The sequence below is a fragment of the Gillisia sp. Hel_I_86 genome (genome assembly GCF_007827275.1).
Taxonomy (GTDB): domain Bacteria; phylum Bacteroidota; class Bacteroidia; order Flavobacteriales; family Flavobacteriaceae; genus Gillisia.
In genome coordinates, this window is record NZ_VISE01000001.1 from 1,005,672 (window position 1) to 1,021,646 (window position 15,975).

General features: G+C 38.9%; 15 protein-coding genes. 7 read left to right on the forward strand and 8 right to left on the reverse strand.

Annotation, left to right across the window (positions count from 1 at the left end):
* The first annotated feature begins 85 nt into the window (after window positions 1-85).
* Window positions 86-283: a cold-shock protein gene (locus tag JM83_RS04410; protein WP_026837247.1), complete on the forward strand. Its 198-nt coding sequence runs from the start codon at window positions 86-88 to the stop codon at window positions 281-283.
* 94 nt (window positions 284-377) lie between these two features.
* Here the strand turns inward: JM83_RS04410 and JM83_RS04415 are convergent, their stop codons facing one another.
* On the reverse strand, window positions 378-1,322 hold the full coding sequence (locus JM83_RS04415; protein ID WP_144959745.1) for an NAD-dependent epimerase/dehydratase family protein: 945 nt from the start codon (window positions 1,320-1,322) through the stop codon (window positions 378-380).
* A gap of 144 nt (window positions 1,323-1,466) precedes the next feature.
* On the opposite strand from JM83_RS04415, the gene JM83_RS04420 reads away from it, so the two are divergent.
* The 3 genes from JM83_RS04420 to JM83_RS04430 all read left to right on the forward strand — a co-directional run bounded on the left by JM83_RS04420 (window position 1,467) and on the right by JM83_RS04430 (window position 5,159).
* Window positions 1,467-2,072 (forward strand): hypothetical protein, encoded by a 606-nt coding sequence (locus tag JM83_RS04420; RefSeq protein WP_144959747.1) that lies wholly within the window; start codon window positions 1,467-1,469, stop codon window positions 2,070-2,072.
* 33 nt (window positions 2,073-2,105) lie between these two features.
* Window positions 2,106-2,660, forward strand: coding sequence for a nuclear transport factor 2 family protein (locus tag JM83_RS04425; protein WP_144959749.1), 555 nt, complete (start codon window positions 2,106-2,108; stop codon window positions 2,658-2,660).
* Window positions 2,661-3,086: 426 nt separating this feature from the next.
* Window positions 3,087-5,159, forward strand: a complete 2,073-nt coding sequence (locus JM83_RS04430) for a M13 family metallopeptidase (protein WP_144959751.1) — start codon at window positions 3,087-3,089, stop codon at window positions 5,157-5,159.
* 505 nt (window positions 5,160-5,664) lie between these two features.
* Here JM83_RS04430 and JM83_RS04435 read toward each other — a convergent pair.
* The 6 genes from JM83_RS04435 to JM83_RS04460 form a co-directional block, all read right to left on the reverse strand.
* The gene (locus tag JM83_RS04435; RefSeq protein WP_144959753.1) at window positions 5,665-6,468 is read right to left on the reverse strand and encodes an SDR family NAD(P)-dependent oxidoreductase; all 804 of its coding nucleotides are present in this window, start codon (window positions 6,466-6,468) and stop codon (window positions 5,665-5,667) included.
* 97 nt (window positions 6,469-6,565) lie between these two features.
* Complete coding sequence (locus JM83_RS04440; RefSeq protein ID WP_144959755.1) at window positions 6,566-7,210, reverse strand: SDR family oxidoreductase; 645 nt, start codon at window positions 7,208-7,210, stop codon at window positions 6,566-6,568.
* Between the two features lie 102 nt (window positions 7,211-7,312).
* Window positions 7,313-9,112: a GNAT family N-acyltransferase gene (locus JM83_RS04445; RefSeq protein ID WP_144959757.1), complete on the reverse strand. Its 1,800-nt coding sequence runs from the start codon at window positions 9,110-9,112 to the stop codon at window positions 7,313-7,315.
* Between the two features lie 53 nt (window positions 9,113-9,165).
* The gene (locus JM83_RS04450) at window positions 9,166-10,419 is read right to left on the reverse strand and encodes an aspartate kinase (protein ID WP_144959759.1); all 1,254 of its coding nucleotides are present in this window, start codon (window positions 10,417-10,419) and stop codon (window positions 9,166-9,168) included.
* Between the two features lie 2 nt (window positions 10,420-10,421).
* Window positions 10,422-10,895, reverse strand: a complete 474-nt coding sequence (locus tag JM83_RS04455; protein ID WP_144959761.1) for a GNAT family N-acetyltransferase — start codon at window positions 10,893-10,895, stop codon at window positions 10,422-10,424.
* Window positions 10,896-11,138: 243 nt separating this feature from the next.
* Window positions 11,139-11,615 carry a GNAT family N-acetyltransferase gene (locus JM83_RS04460; protein ID WP_144959763.1) on the reverse strand — a complete coding sequence of 159 codons (477 nt, stop codon included), beginning with the start codon at window positions 11,613-11,615 and terminating at the stop codon, window positions 11,139-11,141.
* Between the two features lie 115 nt (window positions 11,616-11,730).
* Here JM83_RS04460 and fbp point away from each other — a divergent pair, with 115 nt between their 5' ends.
* Complete coding sequence (fbp, locus tag JM83_RS04465; RefSeq protein WP_144959765.1) at window positions 11,731-12,741, forward strand: class 1 fructose-bisphosphatase; 1,011 nt, start codon at window positions 11,731-11,733, stop codon at window positions 12,739-12,741.
* Between the two features lies 1 nt (window position 12,742).
* Here fbp and JM83_RS04470 read toward each other — a convergent pair whose 3' ends face one another.
* On the reverse strand, window positions 12,743-13,168 hold the full coding sequence (locus JM83_RS04470; protein WP_144959767.1) for a TerB family tellurite resistance protein: 426 nt from the start codon (window positions 13,166-13,168) through the stop codon (window positions 12,743-12,745).
* A 158-nt stretch (window positions 13,169-13,326) separates the two neighbouring features.
* On the opposite strand from JM83_RS04470, the gene JM83_RS04475 reads away from it, so the two are divergent.
* Window positions 13,327-14,382 (forward strand): ligase-associated DNA damage response exonuclease, encoded by a 1,056-nt coding sequence (locus JM83_RS04475; protein ID WP_144959769.1) that lies wholly within the window; start codon window positions 13,327-13,329, stop codon window positions 14,380-14,382.
* Entirely contained in the window at window positions 14,379-15,971 is a 1,593-nt protein-coding gene (locus JM83_RS04480) for an ATP-dependent DNA ligase (protein ID WP_144959770.1), read from the forward strand. Before JM83_RS04475 ends, JM83_RS04480 begins: the two co-directional genes overlap by 4 nt.
* The last annotated feature ends 4 nt before the right edge of the window (window positions 15,972-15,975 follow it).

Sequence of the window (15,975 nt, forward strand, 5' to 3'; positions counted from 1 at the left end):
TAATGGTAAAAAATATTCTTAATTGAGCAAAAAGGGTAAATTATATTATGTAAGTTTGTTCTTTATTAATTTTTATTTTATTACAATGGAAGGTACAGTTAAATTTTTCAATGAGTCTAAAGGTTACGGATTCATCACTAACGACGATACAGGAAGAGACATTTTCGTGCACGTTACAGGTCTTAATGGAGAGTCTTTAAATGAAGGCGACAAAGTTGAGTACGTTGAAGAAGAAGGAAGAAAAGGACTAACGGCTGCTCAAGTTCGTTTGATCCACGATTAATATATTTTTTATATTTAATTCGAAGATTTAAAAACCCGTCTGAATTAATTCAGACGGGTTTTTTTGTTTGCTTTATCTTCAGGCTAAAAGGGATTTAATCCTTTAATCCTTCTAACATCGCTTGAGTAAGTTTTTGTAGATCATATGTATGCTTCCAGCCCCAATCTTCCCTTGCAGAAGTGTCATTAATACTACTTGGCCAGGAATCGGCGATCTCTTGTCTAAAGTCTGGATTGTATGTAATTTCAAATTCTGGCAATTCAGCTTTAATAGCTTCTGCAAGCTCTTTAGGCGTAAAACTGATTGCAGATAAATTATAAGAAGATCTTATCTTCACTTTTTCTTTAGGGGCTTCCATAATATCAATAGTCGCTTTAATGGCATCGTCCATAAACATCATTGGCAAAGCGGTATCTTCACTTAGAAAGGAAGTATAATTGCCAGATTTAATCGCTTCATGGAAGATCTCGATGGCATAATCTGTAGTTCCACCACCGGGCAAGGTCTTGTAACTAATGATCCCGGGATATCTGATGCTCCTAACATCTACCCCAAATTTTCTGAAGTAATATTCACACCAGCGCTCTCCGGTTTGCTTACTCATTCCATAAACTGTGGTAGGTTCCATAATGGTGGTCTGTGGAGTGTTTTGTTTTGGAGTACTTGGTCCAAAAACAGCAATACTAGAAGGCCAGAATACTTTGTTAATCTTCTTTTCTTTCGCAAGGTTAAGAACAATAAAAAGAGAATCCATATTTAGATCCCACGCTTTCATTGGCATTTTCTCTCCCGTAGCACTCAACATTGCTGCCATTAAATATACATCAGTGATCTCGTACTTCTCGACTAAGTTCGCAATTCCCTCTTCATCTGTAGCATCCATGATCTCAAAAGGGCCTGATGCCATTAATTCTTTTCCCCCCTTTTTTATATCGCTGGCAACAACATTTTCGTTCCCATAAAGCACTCGCAATTTCAAACTTAGCTCGCTTCCAATCTGTCCTGAAGCCCCAATGATCAATATTCTCTTAGAATTCATTCTTTCTATTTTACTGCGCAAATATATCCAATTCAATAAGGATGAAACAAACTTCTACCTAAAAAAGCAGGTTTCCTCTCACAACTTTATAGCAGCCTTTTTTTGGAAGGCTTTTTCCTTAACTTTGCCTTACAAGATTCGCTTATGAAAACCTTCTTCTGGATATTGATTATAGTTTTAATAGTTGGCTGCAACCAAAAAAAGACAGAAACCACAAATGAGTCAACCAAAAAAGAAGTTCAATTAGCTCTTGCCAAGAAATTGGAAGCTTCAAAAATGGAGGTAACTCTTTTGCCCGAGGCTCAAGAGATCACCAATGAATGGTTGGCTTATATCACTGCTCAAAGTGAGATTGAAAACCTTAAGAATTATACACTGAATGATGTGATTGCTAATGCTGCACCAATAACGGAAATCATGAAATCTTTGCAGGAGACGGTGCCGGCAAGATTAAAATCCAATGCGGTTAGGGCCAGATTGGGAGTGCTCGTAACGAAGTCTAAGATCTTGCAGCAACTCGCCAATAAAAGAACAGTGAATCCTGAAGAAATTTCTAAAACAGCAAAAGAACTGCCTTTAGAGTGGAACAATTTCAAAATTCAGGTAAATGAACTCTTCCTGAAAACCTTAGAGGAATTTGAAGAAGAATTGGATGAAATTGAAAATGAAGAAGAACAACCAACAAACAGGTTGATACCGCCATTGCGAAAAAGACCAATGAACCTTAAGAAAATACGCGACTCTATTTAATTGATATATCTCAAAATTAACTTCTTCAGAAATATGAAAAAATTAGTCCTTCTCCTTTTAATTGCAAATTTTTCATGCAATAACGCCAACTCTCAAAAAGATGAAACATCTTCAGAAAAATCGGAATCTCAAAGGATGGCTCCCGAAAAAAATTCAAAAGAAAAAATAAATACTGCACTAGAGAATTGGCACAATGCAGCTGCCGAAGCTAATTTTGAAGCGTATTTCGGGTTAATGACAAAAGATGGAGTTTTCCTTGGTACCGATGCTACCGAAAACTGGCAACACAAAGAGTTCCGTGAATTCTCCAAGCCTTATTTCGATAAAGGAAAAGCCTGGAGCTTCACAACTTTGGAACGAAATATCTACACAGAAAATAGGAATGATCTGGCTTGGTTCGATGAATTGTTAAGTACGCAAATGGGAATTTGTAGAGGGTCTGGTGTAATGGAAAATGTAGACGGGAATTGGAAAGTGAAACATTATGTGCTTTCTATTGCCATTCCCAATGACAATGTTGCAGAAATTACTGCTTTAAAAAAAGAGACCGATAGTCTTTTAATCGCAAAGTTTCAGTCTGAGAAGTAAGCATTTCAAATAATTACGAGAGGTCGGCAGACAACCACATACGATTTTTATCAATTATTTTATTGATCTTCAAACAGTTAAAATATTTAGTTTTGTCAGTTCGAGCGCAGTCGAGAACTTTTTAGCTTAAAAAGAAGGTTTAGACTTTAGCCTGTATTGAGCGAAGTCGAATTGTGCAACCTGACATCCCTACTACACATTATAATTTTGATATGAACACAACCATTGCCTCTAATAATTATAATTCAAACCCATCTTAATTTTAATGTAAAGGCAGGTTTCGTTTGAGACAATTTTAAATTTTCACCAATATTTAAACCTAGGCCTACTTTTTCCCTAAATAATAAAAATCCAGCGTAAAGAATAACTATTTGCAATCTTCTACTTTTTAGTATTTTAGCTTGGAAATTTTAATTTATCCTTTAAATGAAAAAAATAACAAATGCACTTATTTTATCTGCACTTGCGGCAACGGTAGTAACCAGCTGTAAAAGTGACGATAAAAAAATGGAAGTTAAAGAAGAATCCCATGGGATCAATTTAGCTTTTATGGATACCACCATGAGCCCTAAAGAGGATTTCTTTAGATACGTTAACGGAACATGGGCAGATTCTACCGAAATTCCAGACGATCACACCACTTGGGGCAGTTTTAATGAACTAAGAAAAAACACCGATGAAGATGCGCTTTCTTTATTGGAAAAAGCTTCAAAAGATAAAGACTTAGATGCCAAAAGCGATCAGGCAAAAGCGGTGTTCCTATACGAAAGTATCATGGATACTGTTGCCAGGAACAAAAAAGGAGTGGAACCTTTAACTCCATATTTAGAGAAAATTGCAGCGATCCAGAATAAGCAAGATCTTCAAGCATTTTTAACCGAAATGCAACAATATGGAGGAGCCGGGTTTTTTAGGTTTACCATTCGTGCCGATGCCAAGGACAGCAATGCCAATGCTGCTTACATTTATCCTTCTGGCCTAGGATTGCCAGATAGGGATTATTACGTAGAAAATGATGCTAGCTCGAAAGAAACTCGTGAAAAATACAAAAAACATGTGACCAGAATGTTGCAGTATTTAGGAGATTCTGAAGAAGAAGCTTCTAAAAGTGCTGAAACAATCCTAGCCTTTGAAACTAGTTTGGCTACACCTCAAATGGATAAAGTAGATCGTAGAGATGCGAGAAAGACCTACAATCCAATGGCTATAGCTCAACTACAAAAAGAAGTTTCTGCAATCGATTGGAAAAAATATTTCAATGAAATTGGAGCTTCCAAGGCAGATACCGTAATTGTATCGCAACCAAAATATATGCAAGCTTTACAAAAGACTTTTACTGCAAATAAAGTTGCAGACTGGAAAACTTACTTGCGTTGGAATTTATTGAACGATGCTGCCTCTGCTTTAAGCATGGAAATAGAGCAAGCCAACTGGGACTTTTACAGCAAAACGCTTCAAGGAGCTAAAGAACAACGCGCGCTTAAAGAACGCGCTTTACAAACTGTAAATAGAACTTTGGGGGAAGCTTTGGGAAAACTATATGTTGAGGAGAATTTTCCGCCAGAAGCCAAGAAAAAAGCCCGAGAGATGATCGCTAACATTATAAAAGCTTACGAAGTAAGAATAGACAAGCTTGCTTGGATGAGCGACAGCACTAAAACAAAAGCTAAAGAAAAATTAGCCTCTACCACCATTAAAGTTGGATATCCAGATGAGTGGAAAGATTATAGCGAGTTGGAGATCACGTCTCCAAAAGATGATAAAGGGTCCTACTTCCAGAATATGCTGAATGCAGCTAAATGGAATGTAAAAGAGGATATGGCAAAATTAGGAGAGCCTGTAGATAAAACCGAATGGTTTATGGCACCTCAAATTGTGAATGCGTATTATAACCCTAGCTACAACGAAATTGTATTTCCTGCTGCCATTTTACAACCCCCTTTCTACGATTACAAAGCAGATGCTGCTGTAAATTATGGCGGAATTGGAGCGGTAATAGGTCATGAAATTTCTCACGGATTCGACGATAGCGGATCCCGATTCGATGCAGAAGGAAACCTGAACAACTGGTGGAGCGATAAAGATCTTGAATCTTTCGAAGGCCTGGGCGGGGCTTTGGCTGAACAATACAGTGCTATCGAGGTGCTGGATAGTGTTTACATTAACGGAAAGTTCACTTTGGGCGAGAACATTGGGGATCTAGGTGGTGTAAATGCCGCTTACGACGGACTTCAATTACATTTAAAAGAACATGGAAATCCTGGTGAAATAGACGGCTTTACTCCAGAGCAGCGTTTCTTCCTTTCATGGGCAACCGTTTGGAGAACCAAGATGAGGGATGAAGCTTTAAGAAACAGAATTAAAACCGATCCGCATTCTCCTGGAATGTACCGCGCCTATGTGCCTTTACAGAATATCGATGCTTTTTATGAGGCTTTTGATATTACCGAAGGGGACAAAATGTACGTAAAACCAGAGAACAGGGTAAAGATCTGGTAAGATTTTAAGTTGAAACTACAAAAGGGCCGCAGCAATGTAGGCCCTTTTTCTTTGGCTGCGTCCGCCAAAAAGGCGGTCGGGCTATTCGCTAAAGTCCCAATTGCAAAAGGCAATCGGGAGCTACCGCTGCTATCCCTCGCAGGGTGTATAAGAGCATCAAAGTTGTCGTTTCGAGCATAGTCGGGAAATCTCATGATGTAGAAAAACATTCGATTTATTGTCCTTTCGAAGGAGCTTTTCGCGACTGAGAAATCCCTTCTTCCCAGCAAAAATCGATTTCAACGAGATCTCTCCCGGGGGTCCAGATGACAAACCCTGAAAATCATGCTCAACAAACAATGTCATTTCGAGCGGAGACGGGAAATCTCACGATGTAGAAAAACATTCTCTCTACTGTCATTTCGAAGGAGCTTTTCGCGACTGAGAAATCCCTTCTTCCCAGCAAAAATTGATTTCATTGAGATCTCTCCCGCTGGTCGAGATGACAAACGGTTGTCAATACACCTCAAATTGTATTCTTAAATTGATATCCTAAGATCTCATCAATATTCACAGACTTAATAACCTTCCCTTTTGAAACCGAATCCTCATTAAAGCTCATGCCTGCCAATCCTTTCACTTTGGCTACTCTGCTATAATATTCTTTACGGGTTGGATGCTCGGGACAGACCCCATGAAAGGTTTCTCCCCAGGCGTCTTTTTCTATAATGGCTTCAATTATCCCGATACAATCTTCCAGATGGATGAGGTTTACCGGTCCTTCCGGATCTTTAAGATCGGTTTTCCCTGAAAGGTAATTTACAGGATGTCTTCCCGGTCCAATCAATCCTCCAAAACGAAGTACGCTGGTTTTATAGTTATCTGAAGCTTTCAACAATTCCTCTGCTTCTATTAGCTGCTTTGCATTCTCAGCAGTGCCATTGGGAACATCTTCTTCTGTATATGTTGGTAAATTTTTCCCATCCTCGAACACCGAGGTAGCACTTACAAAAAGCACTTTTTGGATCCCCGATTTTTCAACATAGGACTTAAGCCGACCTATTTTAGCAACAAAATTCACTTCAGGATCCTTTCGTAATCCCGGTGGGATATCGATGATCAGTACTTCAGAATTTTCTAAAAATGAAGAAATATCACCCTGCACGCCTTCTTCAAAAAGTTGAATTTTATAGGGTGCAATCCCTTCATTCCCAAGCGAGTTCATCTTATCTCGACTCGTGGTAGATCCATTTAGTGTATGACCACCTTCAATCAATTTTTTTGCTAATGGCAATCCCAACCAACCACACCCTAATATGGAAATATTCATGTTTTTCAGACTTTATTAATTCACACTTCAACAGGCCCTGCGTGACCTTATTTTATATTTCAAAAGTCTGCCACATTGAGCTTGAAATGTGCTTATACTATCTACTTAAATCTATAATAGCATTCTTTATGGGTTCTTTTCCTTCCAAGGCCTCAAAAGTCTTATTTTTCACCAAGGGATCTGCAAGGCTCATCACCAATAAAAAGGCAACATCATCTCTGGAGATTTCTCCCTTCTCCTCTAATTTTTCAGCAAGCTTTACTTTTGCCAATCCAAGATCATCATTCAATGCGCCGGGCCGTACAATTGTATATGAAAGTCCGCTATTTCTTAGATGCTCATCTGCCGTTTGTTTGGCTTCCAGATATACTTTTAAATCCTCGTTGGATTCAGGTTTATCTGCCCCCATAGAGCTCAGCATCACAAATTTCTTGACCTTCGCTTTTTTGGAAGCATCTATCATTTTTATGGCTCCTTCTTGATCTATCGCAATGGTTTTATCTTCTCCTGTTTTTCCACCGGAACCAGCAGCAAAGATCACCTTATCCATTCCTTGGACGGTTTGCCCTACCTCCTTTTCAAGATCGCCCATCACAGTTTCCACATCCATATCCTCGAACATCTGTCGTTGGCCTTCTTTTCTTATCATTGCGTATGGCTCAAAGGTGCTGGAACTGTTCAATATTTCAATGATCCTTTTCCCAGTTTGACCTGTTGCTCCTACTACTAATACTCTTTCCATTTTATTTGATTTTAAAATTTTAATATACCTATGATGCCGTACAATTCCCAATATTACTGAAGGTATAACAGGAAATTAACAACCCACAAAAAAATGATTTTTTTATACTTGATTCTGTTTTTGTTCCAATTCCCTTTGGAATTCCTCCATTACAGGTTTTACCGTGCTTTCCGGGAGGTCTGCAATCTTGATGTACATTAGGCCATCAATTGCATTGTTAAACAATGGATCTACATTAAAGGCTACCACGCGGGCGTTTTGCTTTATGTATTTTTTGATCAATACTGGAAGCCTTAAACTTTCTGGTTCCAGCTCATCTATAATCTTATCGAATTTATTGAGATCGGCTTCACTTTCATCAAAAACAATGTCTTTATCGGCATCATTCAGTTTCACTTTAAATTCCTTTTTTGGTCTTATATATTGCGCCACAAAGGGATCGTAATAATTGGACTTCATGAATTCGATCATCAAAGATTTGGAGAAATTCGAGAATTTATTGCTGATGCTCACGCCACCAATTAGATATTTATGCTCTGGAAATCTAAGTGTACAATGCACGATTCCTTTCCATAACAAGAACAAAGGCATTGGTCTTAATTGATATTCCTTTATAACAAAAGCCCTTCCCATTTCTATGGAATGGCTCATCATATCGTACAATTCTGGTTCGAACCTAAAGAGGTCTTGCAGATAAAAGCCATTTATTCCATGTTTTTTAAATATTTCGGCACCCATTCCCATTCTGTAAGCGCCAACTATTTTTTTTGACTCGTTGTCCCAAAGGAATAAATGATAGTAATAATCATCGAAAGGATCCAGGTCTATAGAATTATTGCTGCCTTCGCCAACTTCCCTAAAAGTGATTTCCCGCAACCTTCCAATTTCAGTGAGGATATTTGGAACCACTTCTCTTTTGGCTAAAAAGACTTCATAATTTTTACTTTGCAAAAGGCGCTTATCAAATCTCCTACAAGTCTCAATTTCCTCTTCCATCAAAGATTGATTTGCCTGCGAGGCGATCTTTTTTGGACTTTTTGGCAACTTCAGGCTTTTGGGAATGTTATCAAAAAGGCCTTTCTTTTCAAAAGAATTGGCCAACATAAAGGTTTTTCTACGTAAAAATGCGGTAAAGCCCTCCAAATTTGGATTTGCCATTTGATCTTCAACCGAGATAGGGTTTCCAATACGCACCATGATCTTCCTTTTCTTTTGGGAAAGCATTTCGCTGGGCAACTTAGCTGTTCGCAAGATATCGCTCATACTTGCCAAGCGGTAAAAAAAAGTGCTGTTCTTGGCGTGAAAATAAATAGGAATCACCGGAACCTGAGCTTTTTGAATAAGCTTCATGGCAGAAGGTTCCCATGGTTTATCCACGATATGTTTTTCATCTTTATAGGTAGAAACTTCTCCTGCCGGAAAGATCCCCAAAGCCGCGCCTTCTTTTAAATGTGCGATCGATTGCTTGATTCCGCTTAAACTGGATTTTGCATCCTTATGGTCTTCAAAAGGATTTACTGGCATTATATAAGGCTTCAACGGATCTAAACGGTGCAAAAGGAAATTGGCGATTACTTTAAAATCACTGCGTTTTTCCAGTAGAATTTTCATAAGGATCATCCCATCTATTCCGCCTAAAGGATGATTTGAAATGCTTATAAATGCGCCTGTTTTTGGGATTCGTTTTAGGTCTTTTTCGGGGATCTCGAAATCGATCTCAAAACCTTCCAAAATAGAATTTATAAATGTAATTCCATCTAGGTCCTTTCTAGAATCGTATTCTTTATTTAAGGTAGAAAGTTTGGTACTGCGTAAAACCATCCAACCAATAGCAGTGCCTATTGGCCCCAGTTTTTGAAGATTCATAACTTTGGCAACTTCCTGCGCGGTAACAATTCCCATTAAGCTTGGTTTAGGTTGTTAACAAAGATAACGAAATCAGCTTTCGGTCCGGATCATGTCTTTGTTACTATTTGAACGGTATTTTGCATCACTTGTTTCAGCAATACCTCTTTATCTTTTTCCAGGGATTTAATAGCGCCATCATCAAAATGCCTAATGGTATATAGGGAAACCCCTGTGTTGTAACTCACCTTATACCTCGCTTTTAAATGCTGAATAAGCTTCTCGAGGGTATTGAATCTATTATCTACACAAACAGCAAAACTAATTGCCGAATTTTGGATGAGATCTACCTTTATCTGATACAAATGAAACAACCTGAAGATCTCACTGATGTTTTCTTCTACCATAAAAGAGAAATCCAAGGAAGAAAGGGATATTAAAACTTGGTCTTTTTTAACTATAAAACAAGGAATAGCGGGAATTAATGCCTGCCCTTTACTTACCGCCGTTCCATTTCCCAAAGGGTCTATAAAAGATTTAACGAATAGCGGAATTTCCTTTCGCTGTAAAGGCTGAAGTGTTTTAGGGTGAATTACAGAAGCCCCATAAAATGCCAATTCTATAGCCTCTTCATAAGAAATTTGGTGCAACAGCTGCGGATTTTCAAAAACCCTTGGATCTGCGTTCAGCACTCCGGGAACATCTTTCCAGATCACTACTTTTTCAGCATTCAAGCAATAGGCAAAAATAGCGGCTGTATAATCGCTTCCTTCCCTCCCTAAGGTCGTTGTGAAATTATTGGTGTCTGCGGCAATGAACCCCTGTGTGATGTGGAGGTGGTTTTTTTTAACCTTTTTTGCAATTCTATTTTGTGTTTCTTCCCAATTTACGGAGGCATCACGATAAATATTATCGGTTTTTATAAGGGTGCGGGCATCTATCCACGTATGGTCAACACCTTCTTGGATAAAATATTCGCTCACAATGGTAGAGGAGATCAATTCCCCAAAACACACCATTTGGTCATACACGAAATCGTACTTGGTAGACTTGTTATGAACCATAAAATTCTGGATCTCTTCAAAAAATCCTTTCAGCTTCTTATATATGGGGGCTTGTTCCGACTGGAATAATCCGTTGATTATTTTAAGATGATAAGATCTTATTTCTGAAAGGCTTTCAGGAATAGCTTTTGGATCGTTTAAATAATCTTTGATCACCACTTCAAAAGCATTGGTCATTTTTCCCATTGCCGAGATTACGATCACTTTATTTTTTGCTCCTGTTAGTTTGAGAACCTTTAAAACGTTCTGTACAGAAGCTGCATCTTTAACAGAGGCGCCACCAAACTTGTATATATCCATGCTTATTTTTCGATATTTTTCTGAATCCCAGATTCGTCCATATGCACGGTGTACCAGTTTTTCTTGATGTCTGCCCCGGAGTTTTCGTAAAACTCGATCGCGTTTTTATTGCCTTCAGAAACCACCCATTCTACCCGTTTTACGCCATTATCATGTCCATACTGCACCACCCTTTTATACAATGCACCTCCAAGTCCGGTTCCACGCATCTCCTTTCTTACAATAAGATCTTCTAAATGCACGGTACGGCCTTTCCAAGTGGAAAACCTGAAATACACCAAAGCCATTCCCTGTAGCTCCCCACCTACATCGGCTACAAAACACTTGAAATTATCATTCTCGAAACCTTCCTTTTCCAAATCTGCAACGTCTATTTCTACCTGATTAGATGCATTTTCATGAACTGCAAGTTCCTTGATGAGCTCAAGTACTTGTGGCATATCATTTTTTTTGGCTTCTCTAATTGTATATTCCATAACTGTTGCTTTTTCACAAATTTAGCAAACCATTCTTATATATGGTGGATATATGGAAAATAGGATCCCTCATTGAGGGTTTAATATAAAAATTCCCCGAATGTTCGGGAGGGTGTTTTTTCCAAATTCATGGAAACACAAATAATGATAGTTCTATTGAAAAACAAAAACATCCCGACTGTGCTCAATGTGATATTTACCAAGATTATTTGTGAGAAAGCAGATACACAAAAATAAGGGCCTCTATTTCTCCAAATAAGATTTCATGGCATCTTCATCCATTTGAACCGTGTCCCAATCCCTTAAAACCTTTGCTCCACTTCGCTCATAGAATTCTACGGCTGGTGTGTTCCAATCTAGGACTACCCATTCTGCCCGTTTTACCCCTTGTTCCAATGAATAAGCAATTACCTTTTTGTAGAGCGCACTGCCCATACCGGTGCCACGCATTTCTTGGCGGACTACCAGATCTTCAAGATGCACGGTACGGCCTTTCCAAGTGGAAAACCTAAAATAGACCAGTGCCATTCCTTCAATTTTGTTGTTTGTTTCAGCCACAAAACAAGTGTAAAATGCTTTGACTCCAAAACCTGCTTTTTCGAGATCTAGGACATTTATCTCTACGGCATCTGGTTCTTTTTCGAAAGTCGCCAGTTCCTGAATTAATTCAAGGATTTGTGGGAGATCTTTCTTTTCAGCTTTTCGGATTGTATATTTCATAAGGATGTTAATTGTTTCAAAAATAAGGAACTTACAAATATTTAAATTGCGAAAACGTTATAGTACCTTATATATTTTGAATATTTTTGCCACAACTTAACTTTATCCCATTAAAATGTTCAAGAAAAATCAGACTTTAGGTGAATTCATCATTGAAAACCAAGAGGATTTTGCATATTCCTCCGGGGAATTATCCAGGTTGATCAATTCTATCCGGCTTGCCGCAAAAGTGGTAAACCATGAGGTGAACAAAGCGGGGTTGGTGGATATTATTGGGGCTTACGGAGAGACCAATATTCAAGGAGAAGACCAGCAAAAACTGGATGTGTATGCAAACGACACTTTTATAAAGACCCTTACAAACAGGGAAATTGTTTGTGGGATTGCTTCCGAAGAAAATGACGATTTTATTACCATCGAAGGGCATAATAAAGACCACAAAAATAAATATGTGGTGCTAATGGATCCTTTGGATGGGAGTTCCAATATAGACGTAAATGTATCTGTAGGAACCATTTTTTCTGTTTATAGAAGGATTACCCCGGTTGGAAAGCCTGTTACAAAGGAAGATTTTTTACAACCAGGGAACAAACAAGTAGCTGCTGGATACATTATTTACGGTACTTCAACCATGTTGGTGTATACCACTGGGAATGGAGTAAACGGGTTTACATTGAACCCGGCCTTAGGTTCTTGGTATTTATCACATCCCCATATGCGATTTCCTGAAACCGGAACCATTTATTCCATCAACGAAGGCAATTATATTCATTTCCCACAAGGAGTGAAAGATTATATTAAATACTGCCAACAGGAAAAACCAGAAGGGCCATATACTTCAAGATATATTGGTTCTATGGTGAGCGATATCCACCGGAATATGATAAAAGGAGGGATTTTTATCTACCCTAAAAGTTCCCAGAACTCTTCTGGGAAATTAAGGTTGCTATATGAGTGCAACCCAATGGCGTTCATAGTAGAACAAGCCGGAGGCAAGGCTAGTGATGGTTTTGAAAGAGTATTGGATTTAAAGCCAACCGAATTGCACCAGCGAATTCCATTCTTTTGTGGAAGCACGAAAATGGTAGAAAAAGCTGAAGAATTTATGACGGCGAAAGATCGCTAACCTACTCTTTGTTCAATAAATAACGGTAATCGTCAAAGCTTAAATGTCCGCTAAAGATATCTATAGATCTCTTTATGATAGCTTCTGCAGTTTCATTTGAGAATCCAAGTCCAATAGCATATTTTTTGATTAGCTCTGCCTCTTGATCCTCTATGATATGATCTGCGAAGATAATCACAAACAGGTCGTGAAGCCTCTCTAATCTTCTTTCTATAGAGTTTGGAGGTTGTATAGGAAAAGCGGTTGGGTTTTCTAGAACCTTGGAATATTCACTTTCATCAATATTCAATTTTCTTGCAAAACGTTGAAGCTGAATTTCTTCTTCAGCGTTGATATCCCCATCTACAACAGCAAGATTAACAATAGCTGCAAAGTGACCTAAATTGCGTAAATGCTCTCCCGAGCCAAACAAATCTAAAAATGACATATGTTGAATAATTTAATGAAGCAAATATAGATAAACCTATAAGGTTGTGATATCAATTAACCGCATAATTATTGCCAAGCTACACATTCGCTAATCTTTTCTTAATCGCTTTATCAAAAAAACGAGAAACCTTAACTTTCTCTTTCTAAATTAATAAGATGAAAGCACCTTTACTGGCATTTAATGACAAGGGAATCTATTGTGCCCAAGCAGATGTATACCTGGATCCTTGGAAGCCGGTAACCAATGCCATTATTACCCACGGGCATGCAGATCATTCTAGGTGGGGGCACAAAAAATACATCACCCATCATTCCAATGTACCAATAATAAGGCACAGGTTAGGTGAAATAGTGGTTACTGGTAAGGATTGGAATGAATCTTTTACAATTAATGGAGTTAAGTTCTCGCTATACCCAGCCGGACATATAATTGGTTCTTCCCAGGTTCGAGTTGAGTATAAAGGCGAAATATGGGTGTTTACAGGGGACTATAAAATGGAAGATGATGGGGTTGCAGTCCCCTACGAACCTGTGAAGTGCCACTCTTTTATCACAGAATGCACTTTTGGCTTGCCGGCCTTTAAATGGGTGCACCAGCAACAAGTAATGGCAGATATTAATAATTGGTGGCAGCAAAATAGGGAGGATGGTAGGACTTCCATTCTTTTTGGATATTCCTTGGGAAAAGCCCAACGTTTGTTGAAGCATCTAGACCCAAGTATTGGAAAGATCTATACACACGGAGCAATCGAAAACATGACAGAAGTCTTAAGGTCCCAATTGAACATGCCAGAAACAATTCGAATTACAAGGGACACTAAAAAAGAAGAGCTTAAAGGAAGTATGGTTTTAGCACCACCTAGCGCTCACGGCACTCCTTGGATTCGTAAAATGGTTCCTTATGTAACTGCCTCGGCAAGTGGATGGATGGCATTTCGTGGCGCAAGACGACGGCGTGCCATAGACAAAGGTTTTGTACTTTCCGATCATTGCGATTGGCAAGGTTTGTTGCAAGCCATAGAAGGAACCGGCTGCGAAAAAGTGATCTGTACGCATGGCTATACCGAAATTTTTTCGAGATTCTTAAGAGAAAAAGGCTACGATGCCCGGACCGAGGAAACCCAATATGAAGGTGAACTCGGGGAATTGGAATCCAAAAGCGAGTTGGAAAAAGATCCGGAACCCTTGGAAAAAACGTCTGAGAACCTATGAAACTTTTCGCCGAACTAATAAGAACCTTGGATAGCACCAATAAAACTACCCTTAAAGTAGAGGCGCTTACCCGTTATCTTAAGGAAGCTCCAGATAGGGATAAGGTATGGGCAATTGCCATTCTTTCTCACAGAAGGCCACCAAGACCAGTAAATACTACCTTGTTGCGGGAATGGGCAACAGAGTTAGCAAATATTCCGCTTTGGTTGTTTGAAGAATCCTACCACATTGTTGGCGATCTGGCAGAGACGATAGCTTTAATAATTCCCACTTCCGATACTTCTTCAGATAAAAGTTTGAACCGGTTTCTTTTGGAGATCAAAGCACTAAAAGCTAAATCTGAAGAAGAAAAGAAGGAATATCTTCATAAAAACTGGCGGGAACTTAATTATTATGAACGTTTTGTTTTCAGCAAATTGATTACGGGAAGTTTTAGAATTGGAGTGAGCCAAAAATTGATGACCCGCGCACTGTCCAAAGCCACTAAAATAGATGAAGATATTCTTGCCTATAAATTAATGGGGAATTGGGAATCTACAGAAATTACATTTACACAGCTTGTACTGGAAGAAAACGAAGAAGATTATTTATCTAAACCCTATCCTTTTTATCTGGCTTATGGCTTGGAAGGAAGCATAGAGGAACTTGGAAATGTTAAGGATTGGAGTGCCGAGCACAAATGGGACGGAATCCGGTGCCAGGTGATTGTTCGGAATGACGAGTTATTTGTATGGAGCCGGGGAGAAGAGTTGGTAACCGATAAATACCCGGAATTTAAGGAATTTGTAGGTGTGCTCCCTAATGGAACGGTCATGGATGGGGAGATCTTACCTTTCCCTAATGGCGAAATAGGCACTTTTAACGACTTGCAAACCCGGATAGGAAGAAAAAACGTCTCCAAAGCTTTATTGAAAAAAACCCCGGTCATCTTAAAAGTATATGACCTTTTGGAGTGGGAAGGAAAAGATATTCGAACCGAAGCATTTAAGAAAAGACGGGAAATTTTGGAAAAGTTAGTTTCTGAAATTTCTTCTGAAAATATTCCGCTTCAGCTTTCAAAAAGTATATCTTTTGAAACTTGGGAGGAAGTAGCAAGAGAGCGGGAAAGATCGCGGGAAGAAAAATCTGAAGGATTAATGCTGAAGAAATTGGATTCCCCCTACCTCGTGGGAAGAAAAAAAGGGGATTGGTGGAAGTGGAAAGTAGATCCTTTAACTATCGATGCCGTGCTTACCTATGCGATGCGTGGCCATGGAAGGCGTTCTAATTTATTTACAGATTACACCTTCGGCCTTTGGGACGAAGAAAAACAAGAACTGGTAACCTTTGCCAAAGCATATTCCGGACTCACCGATGCCGAATTCAGAAAAGTAGATGCTTGGATCAAAAAAAATACACTCGAGCGTTTTGGCCCGGTTCGTAGCGTCACCCCACATCATGTGTTTGAAATTGCTTTTGAGGGGATCGCAGAATCCAAAAGGCATAAAAGCGGAATAGCTACTAGGTTCCCCCGAATTTTAAGATGGAGACAAGACAAAAAAATTGAAGATGCTAATTCCTTAGAAGACCTTAAAGCACTCATTCCCTAAAGAA

Coding starts and splice junctions, on each gene's coding strand:
- JM83_RS04410 (WP_026837247.1), top strand. CDS start 86: ATGGAAGGTACAGTTAAATTTTTCAATGAGTCTAAAGGTTACGGATTC.
- JM83_RS04415 (WP_144959745.1), bottom strand. CDS start 1,322: ATGAATTCTAAGAGAATATTGATCATTGGGGCTTCAGGACAGATTGGA.
- JM83_RS04420 (WP_144959747.1), top strand. CDS start 1,467: ATGAAAACCTTCTTCTGGATATTGATTATAGTTTTAATAGTTGGCTGC.
- JM83_RS04425 (WP_144959749.1), top strand. CDS start 2,106: ATGAAAAAATTAGTCCTTCTCCTTTTAATTGCAAATTTTTCATGCAAT.
- JM83_RS04430 (WP_144959751.1), top strand. CDS start 3,087: ATGAAAAAAATAACAAATGCACTTATTTTATCTGCACTTGCGGCAACG.
- JM83_RS04435 (WP_144959753.1), bottom strand. CDS start 6,468: ATGAATATTTCCATATTAGGGTGTGGTTGGTTGGGATTGCCATTAGCA.
- JM83_RS04440 (WP_144959755.1), bottom strand. CDS start 7,210: ATGGAAAGAGTATTAGTAGTAGGAGCAACAGGTCAAACTGGGAAAAGG.
- JM83_RS04445 (WP_144959757.1), bottom strand. CDS start 9,112: ATGGGAATTGTTACCGCGCAGGAAGTTGCCAAAGTTATGAATCTTCAA.
- JM83_RS04450 (WP_144959759.1), bottom strand. CDS start 10,419: ATGGATATATACAAGTTTGGTGGCGCCTCTGTTAAAGATGCAGCTTCT.
- JM83_RS04455 (WP_144959761.1), bottom strand. CDS start 10,895: ATGGAATATACAATTAGAGAAGCCAAAAAAAATGATATGCCACAAGTA.
- JM83_RS04460 (WP_144959763.1), bottom strand. CDS start 11,615: ATGAAATATACAATCCGAAAAGCTGAAAAGAAAGATCTCCCACAAATC.
- fbp (WP_144959765.1), top strand. CDS start 11,731: ATGTTCAAGAAAAATCAGACTTTAGGTGAATTCATCATTGAAAACCAA.
- JM83_RS04470 (WP_144959767.1), bottom strand. CDS start 13,168: ATGTCATTTTTAGATTTGTTTGGCTCGGGAGAGCATTTACGCAATTTA.
- JM83_RS04475 (WP_144959769.1), top strand. CDS start 13,327: ATGAAAGCACCTTTACTGGCATTTAATGACAAGGGAATCTATTGTGCC.
- JM83_RS04480 (WP_144959770.1), top strand. CDS start 14,379: ATGAAACTTTTCGCCGAACTAATAAGAACCTTGGATAGCACCAATAAA.